Source organism: Oleiphilus sp. HI0061, assembly GCF_001635675.1.
In genome coordinates this window covers 1-6,415 of sequence record NZ_LWFE01000994.1, presented here as the reverse complement: position 1 = coordinate 6,415, position 6,415 = coordinate 1, and the positions used below count along the sequence as shown (strand labels likewise).

Annotated in this window: 7 protein-coding genes; 3 read left to right on the top strand and 4 right to left on the bottom strand. The window is 45.4% G+C overall.

Translation table 11 applies throughout. The features are described 5' to 3' along the window. Window positions 1-142: 142 nt before the first annotated feature. Together A3735_RS11540 and A3735_RS29675 are read right to left on the bottom strand one after the other, a co-directional pair. On the bottom strand, window positions 143-568 hold the full coding sequence (locus A3735_RS11540) for a DUF86 domain-containing protein (RefSeq protein WP_068552655.1): 426 nt from the start codon (window positions 566-568) through the stop codon (window positions 143-145). Between the two features lie 22 nt (window positions 569-590). Further along, a complete protein-coding gene (locus A3735_RS29675) occupies window positions 591-983 on the bottom strand; it encodes a nucleotidyltransferase domain-containing protein (RefSeq protein WP_068508473.1) in 393 nt (130 codons plus the stop codon). A gap of 140 nt (window positions 984-1,123) precedes the next feature. Between A3735_RS29675 and A3735_RS11530 the strand changes: the two genes are divergently transcribed. The 3 genes from A3735_RS11530 to A3735_RS11520 all read left to right on the top strand — a co-directional run bounded on the left by A3735_RS11530 (window position 1,124) and on the right by A3735_RS11520 (window position 2,922). Then, window positions 1,124-2,053, top strand: a complete 930-nt coding sequence (locus A3735_RS11530; RefSeq protein WP_197485878.1) for an FAD:protein FMN transferase — start codon at window positions 1,124-1,126, stop codon at window positions 2,051-2,053. A 135-nt stretch (window positions 2,054-2,188) separates the two neighbouring features. After that, window positions 2,189-2,611, top strand: coding sequence for a nucleotidyltransferase substrate binding protein (locus A3735_RS11525; RefSeq protein WP_068553544.1), 423 nt, complete (start codon window positions 2,189-2,191; stop codon window positions 2,609-2,611). Further along, entirely contained in the window at window positions 2,608-2,922 is a 315-nt protein-coding gene (locus tag A3735_RS11520) for a nucleotidyltransferase domain-containing protein (protein WP_068511541.1), read from the top strand. The genes A3735_RS11525 and A3735_RS11520 overlap by 4 nt, the downstream gene beginning before the upstream one ends. Before the next feature lie 37 nt (window positions 2,923-2,959). Here the strand turns inward: A3735_RS11520 and A3735_RS11515 are convergent, their stop codons facing one another. Together A3735_RS11515 and A3735_RS11510 are read right to left on the bottom strand one after the other, a co-directional pair. Beyond that, window positions 2,960-4,561 (bottom strand): general secretion pathway protein GspF, encoded by a 1,602-nt coding sequence (locus tag A3735_RS11515; RefSeq protein ID WP_068553543.1) that lies wholly within the window; start codon window positions 4,559-4,561, stop codon window positions 2,960-2,962. A gap of 26 nt (window positions 4,562-4,587) precedes the next feature. After that, window positions 4,588-6,415, bottom strand: a 1,828-nt coding sequence (locus tag A3735_RS11510; protein ID WP_068638095.1) for a LamG domain-containing protein, incomplete at its 5' end; no start/stop codon positions are given.

The following is a 6,415-nucleotide window of genomic DNA, read 5'->3' as shown; positions in this document are numbered from 1 at the left end:
CTTCAGAAATAAGAATTGTTCATGGTGACGATGATGCGAAAATGGCTTTAAAGCAGGCGCTACGGGAATTATTGGGGGAAGAGGTAGGTTTAAGTATTCCTTAAAGAGTAACGTAGCCATAGAAAAGGTATTAAAAAACAAGCTATTCGCTAAGAAGTGCAGAACAGAGCAGGCTGATATAATCTTTCACATTATAGTATTTTTGCTTTGCAAGTACGGCTTCTAACTTTTTCCAATCAAGGTTAAGGTCGTCATGAATGATGGCGTTTCGCATGCCTATTGCGCCGCGCATTTCATTTATTTCAGGAGTGGTAATGGCGAGTTGTTCGTAGATTCTTTCAATGCTAGCTCGGGCTTCCGAAGGAACAGGTTTAGATATCTTCTTGAGATAGTGCTTTGAGCAGCCAATAGCAGCCTCGATAGGAACCTGTAGATTCCTTTCTACAGCGCTACGTTCGTTAAATGTTAAGGGGCGTTTCTGAATGGTGCAGGCCAACTCATCCAAACCAGCCAAGTGCTGAGCGACTTGTTCTTTGATGGCAAATACATAGGCTTGGTATGTCGACATAGTAAATTCTCTGGAACGCCGTTTAAGGATAATGTTGCTGGTGTTCATGGGCATATTCACTCCATAATGACCATATTCGCTGTTCTTCGCTATGAAGGCGCAAGTCATTGCCAATGTAGAGCGGAGTGCCGAGATCAATAATGTTGTAAGCCAATGGCACGGGCACTGAGTTAATATCAACGATTGATATATTCTGGTCTAGATTATTTGACCATTGATACTCAAGGTCTTGAATGAATTTGTCTGCTTGATTACATTCCTTATGTAGCGCTATCGCTAGGTCATAATCACTCGCGCAATCAGCGGTATGATTCGCTTGTGAACCATAAAGCCAGACAAGTTCAATTCGACTCGCTTCTTTAAGAGAGAGACTCTTAAGTGCATCAATAGTTTTATTACTAGGTGCCAAGTTCATTGTGTTGTTCCAGCAAGAGGGTTTATTGATTTTAACCAATATTTTAGGATGGGTCTATTCGTCGTGGTTGGAGAGATATTTTGGATAACATTATGAAAAACTGTTTGAGTTTTCTCATTTGCTTCTTAGTTTTTCTTAGCATGCCCTTGAAAGCCGAGTGGCATGAGTTTTCTGCAGAGGTGATGACGACCAACTTAAGCTTGGAGTTTTGGTTAGACGATAAGATTAAAGCAGAGAAGGCTAAGCGCGCAGTGCTGAATCGCTTTAATGATATCGAGGCAAAGATGTCGCGGTATATTTCTGAATCTGAGCTCTCCAAGGTAAATAGACTTGCCTCTGAGCAAACGCTAATGATATCGACTGAGCTGTTTAGCTTACTCGAAAAGTCTTTGTCTGTGTCGGCTTTATCTCAAGGTGCCTTTGATATCAGCTTTGCCTCGGTTGGTTTTTTATATGACTATCGACAACAGGCGCAGCCATCTGATTCTCAAATCAGTGCGAAGTTGCCAGTACTGGATTATCGCCATATTGTTTTAAATAGAAGTGCTCAAACAGTACGCTTTAGCTCTCCTGGAGTCGCTCTTGACTTAGGCGGAATAGCTAAAGGTTATGCTGTTGATGAAGGCATTAAGATGTTGAAGACCTTTGGCGTTCAACATGCGCGTTTAAGTGCGGGCGGCGATATGTATCTTCTGGGCGGAAAGGGCTCAAAGCCTTGGCTTGTCGCGGTGCGTCACCCTAGAAACAAAGAAGAAAACTCCGTTGTTCTGCCTTTATCGGATGTCGCTTTATCGACTTCAGGTGACTACGAGCGATTCTTTATCGATGATAGTGGCGAAAGAGTTCACCATATTATTTCCCCTAAAACAGGCAGGTCTGCTCGGAACGGTCTGCTAAGCGTTTCCGTTCTCGGGCCTGATGTGACGACTACCGATGCGCTATCGACTGCCGTGTTCGTATTGGGTTTGAAAAAAGGTTTAGCCTTGATGAATAGACTAGATGGTATTGACGCGATTCTGATTGATGAACGCCAAAGGGTTCATTATTCCAATGGTTTGGGAAGGCCTTAAGTTCAAGGAGGCGGCTAAGGCTTTCTTAGGGCTCTTTTCTCCTGTAGCCTTGGTCTTTAAATCATCGAATCGTATCTCGATCCTTGCTATAGTGATTTTCAAAATATTCATCTTTAAAGAATTAGGTAACGCGTCATGACGTCTGTCTCAGATATTCGCTGGCAACAACGGTTTAAGAACTTTCAGCGAGCTTTTCTTTTGCTACGTGAAGCAGTGGAGTCAGATATTGCTTCGTTTAGCCAGTTAGAAAAGGAAGGTGTTATTCAGCGTTTTGAATATACCTTCGAACTAGCGTGGAAGGTTCTCAAAGATAAAATGGAATTTGATGGTATTATTCTTGACCAGATTTCACCTAAGTCGGTTGTTCGCCAAGCGTATCAAAGTAAGTATATTAATGATGCCGAGACCTGGTTGAGAATGATCGGAGACCGAAACCTTATGAGTCATACCTATGACTTTTCGAAGTTCGAACAGGTTATTGATTCCATAAAAATTAGTTATTTGCCTATGCTAGATGAGTGGTACACATCACTCTTAGAAGAAATAGTATCATCATGAGTCAGTTCGGCTTGAGTGAGCAAACTCTGAGCGAGATACGAGATATATTATCTAAGTATGAGATGATTGATTATGCAAAGCTTTATGGCTCTAGGGCGAAAGGGAATTATCATGAGCGAAGTGATATTGATATTGCTGTCGTCGGCGATAATATTGACCGTTTTACGAGCTCAGCACTAGCGTTAGATTTTGCAGATTCTGATATCCCGCTTGTAGTCGATGTGCATTGCTTTCATGACATTAAGAACTTGCAGCTACGTGATCACATTGAGAGAGTTGGCCAAGTAATTTATGAGTCAAAAGGGGCTTAGCACTTTAGGTGCCCCCCTTTATCGTCTTACTTATTCATCAAATCGTCCCATTTACAATAGGTGCCATTCCAACCAGCGTATCCCTAAGAGTAGAACTTCCCAGCCCGTGATAACTCAGTACATTTTCGAAGTTGCCTTGCTCGCCGTGTAGTGCCATGTAATTCAGCATAACGGTTTGAACTAGTAGGTTAACGTTATTGGCAGCAGGGCTTGATGCGGTTTCGACTGATGCGTCGCTACGCATATAGCCAACCTGGTTGCGTATCGCAGTAGGGCGACCGTTTCCGCTAGGGTCATAGACTAGGTAGAACGCTGCAGCAGTTGATTGGTTATCGCCGGTCCATACACCTTTGCCGCGGCCTTGTTCAGAATTATCTACCATGCCATTACTGGCGACTGAACCGTCAGAAAAGACGTAAAGCATAAGCGGTACACCAATTCGTGCTGCGTATTCCAGGCAAGCGCCCATGACACGTCCTGCTCTTAAGTCACGAGCTTCACCTGTCGAACGGTTACCCGTATGGTAGTCATAACCACCCATGGTGATTGTACCAGCACCGGCATAGCCATTGATCACGAGTTTCATGACCGATGCGGCTTTCTGGAATTCGCGGTCATTGAGAAATTCTTCACTACTAAAGATACCGCTTGCTCCGACAATATCCGGGTCTTGTACCGGGTCGAGGTCAGCAGGGTTGCCAAAACGGTCTGCCAGGTCGGCACTTTTTACATAGCCACAGCGTACAAGGTCTTTTACGACTTCGTCAGTGGTAACATTTACGCCAGCGTTAGGAAGGCCGGTATTCATCTGAGCCATTTTCTTATCACTGATACGTTGAATAGACTCCATTACCGCGACGGCATCTTCCTGGCTTAGTAGGCCGATCAAATCACCGACATCGACCAGGCCAGTAACATCACTTGGGCGGTCAATTTTAGTCGGGCGCACCTGCGGGTTAATCATGTCCATTGGTGCTAAGGAGTTGCCGCCAGAATCAGAGCTTCGTGAGCCAATCAATGTTAAAAGTGAACCATCTGCACCGGCATTATGAATGCCATAAACCGGGTTATGGGGGTTGTTGCCTGTATCATTTTCTGAGCGGGCGGGAATAACTACACCGTTAATCGCAGCTTGGGTTGCCGCAGAGGTTCGTTCCTGAATCCCGCGTAAAAATTGGCTATCTGAATGAAAGGCTAAGCCCAGGGATTCATCAACGAAGTCATTCGTAGTGCCATCGGTATTGTTTACCTGAGGTAAAAAATCCGGCGGGATGCCAAGTTTGCTATAGCCTGCTGTGCTGAGCATGTCTTTTTGTCCGCCTGAACCGCCAACCAATACATTGGAGCCGGCAATGTTGGCGCCACCAGCCAGGTCAATACAGATAAAAGGGATCTTTCCGGCCCCTTGGACGGCGATTCCACAGCTATCTTTTAAGGCTTCAATATCTGAAGATAGCGCGGCCGAAGCATTACGTGGTGCTCCGAAGAGGCTGAATATTGACGAGCCAAAAACGGTAGCACCGCCAGCCATGAATCCATTGGCGATAAACTCCCTACGTGTTTTAGGGCGTTTATGGTCACTGTGTATCAAAGGTGCGTTGATATCCAGCGTTTGTTTGAGTGTTGGTTTGATAATCATAATCTCATCCTTCAACTGAATAGTATTTATTGCACAAGCGTTGTAGCGCTGCCTAGTACGGCTGCGCAGGCTGCTTTGACCACAATCTCGGTTCTACCTTCGGGACAGCTGCTGTCAGCTGAGCAAGCGCTAAGCGTATCAATCAGGCTGTTTATCTCATCATTAATATCGCTGTCGCTAGGTTGAGTGTCCAAGCTAGTACCAACAAAGTTGCTTAGGAGGGCGCTTGAAATCTGGCTACGGCCATCCGTATCAAAAGCGGTATTGGCATTTTCACTAAAATTAAAGCTGCTAAAGAAGCTAGCTCTTAAGCTTGTGTCATCAACCAAGGCGTCACAATATTGAATGGCTAACTGAGTGACGGCCATTTGGTGAGCCGATAAGAAGCCTTCGATATTCTCTATCGTTGGTAGCTGTTGTTTCACTGTATCAAAAGTGCTTTTTACATCGCTATCGGTTGAGGCAACACCGGTCATCACAGACATCGATGCATTGATTTCATCGAAAGTGCGAAGCCCTATTTCTGACGAAGCAGGTAGGTCTTCAGGTTCAGCAGGCGTTGGGGGAATGTCTTCCTCTTCATCGCGCGAGCGGCTGCCAATCTCCGTAAAGCTTAAGAAAAACTCGTCTTCATCGGCTGCTTTATCCAAAGGAACGATGGTTCCCAGGTTAGATAAAACTTGCCCGTTACCCGCTACATAGTCTTCGTCGTTCAAACTAATGTTTAGGTTTTGGTAGACTTGTCCAACATTTACTTCTTGCCCGTTGATGGCGATCTTCATGCCTCTTAAAGTGATGTCGTCTAGTTCAACATTGTCGTTAAGGCTGACAAAGCGTGCATCAGAGAATAAGTAGCTAAAGCTATCAAACTGGCTGGCTTCAAAGAAAATAAAGTCATCGGCTGTGTCGGGGTCATCGGTATCCACAAGATGAGATACACCAAATAGCATGTAGAATTTCTCACCTACGCCGGAGTTATAGTTTTGGGTGATTTGCTCTTGTGTTAACGCACGGCTATGAATAGCTAGCATCCTTAGCGTGCCTTCCCATAGTTCGTTGCCATCGGTTTCATTACCCAATACGAGGGCAAAACTTTCGTTCCAACCATTTAGAAGGCCAGGGGCTACGCTGTCTTCATCTTCGGTATAGACACCATTAACATAGAGCTTTCTGCCTTGTGTTGCGGAGTAGGTGGCGACAACATGCTGAAGGCTGGCTTGAAGTCTTTCATCTGCATCGGCGGTTGAAAGTGCTTCGTTGAAGTCGTTAGTAGTATTGTAAAAGTCGTAGTTGTACAAGGTCTGTTGCAAAGCAAAGTTACGAGAGCTGGCCGAGCCCGAGTACGACACAATGCGCGAGTCTTCCTGCGTAACATTCGCTGGAACAACCCAAGCCTCTATAGAATATTGAGACGTGCCACGTATTTCATCGTAGAGCTTTTTACTGTCTTCGGTCTTGCCTTGCGCTTTACCGTTGCCGACACGGGTATTGGTTTCTTCGTCGATATACGAAGCGCCAAACTTAATGCCCCAACCGCCGACCCACTCGACGTTGCCGCTCAATTCAAGGTTGATGGCCGGGTCTACACCGCTGGTGTCGTTGGCAAGAGTACCTTCACCGGCTTTGAACTCGTATAGGGCAATCACATCATCTTCATAGCGGCCACCTGAGTTGGCAACGATGCCGTCACCCACCAATACAAGCGCTTTACTGGTAATCAGTGTTTCGTCAATCGCGGCGGCAGTGATCGAATTAGAAAAGGCTTCGATCGCTGTTCTCATTTCAGTTGATGAGGCTTCACAACCAACTTCCCAGCAGTTATGAAACTCATTGAGTAAGCGTTGTACTAGTCGG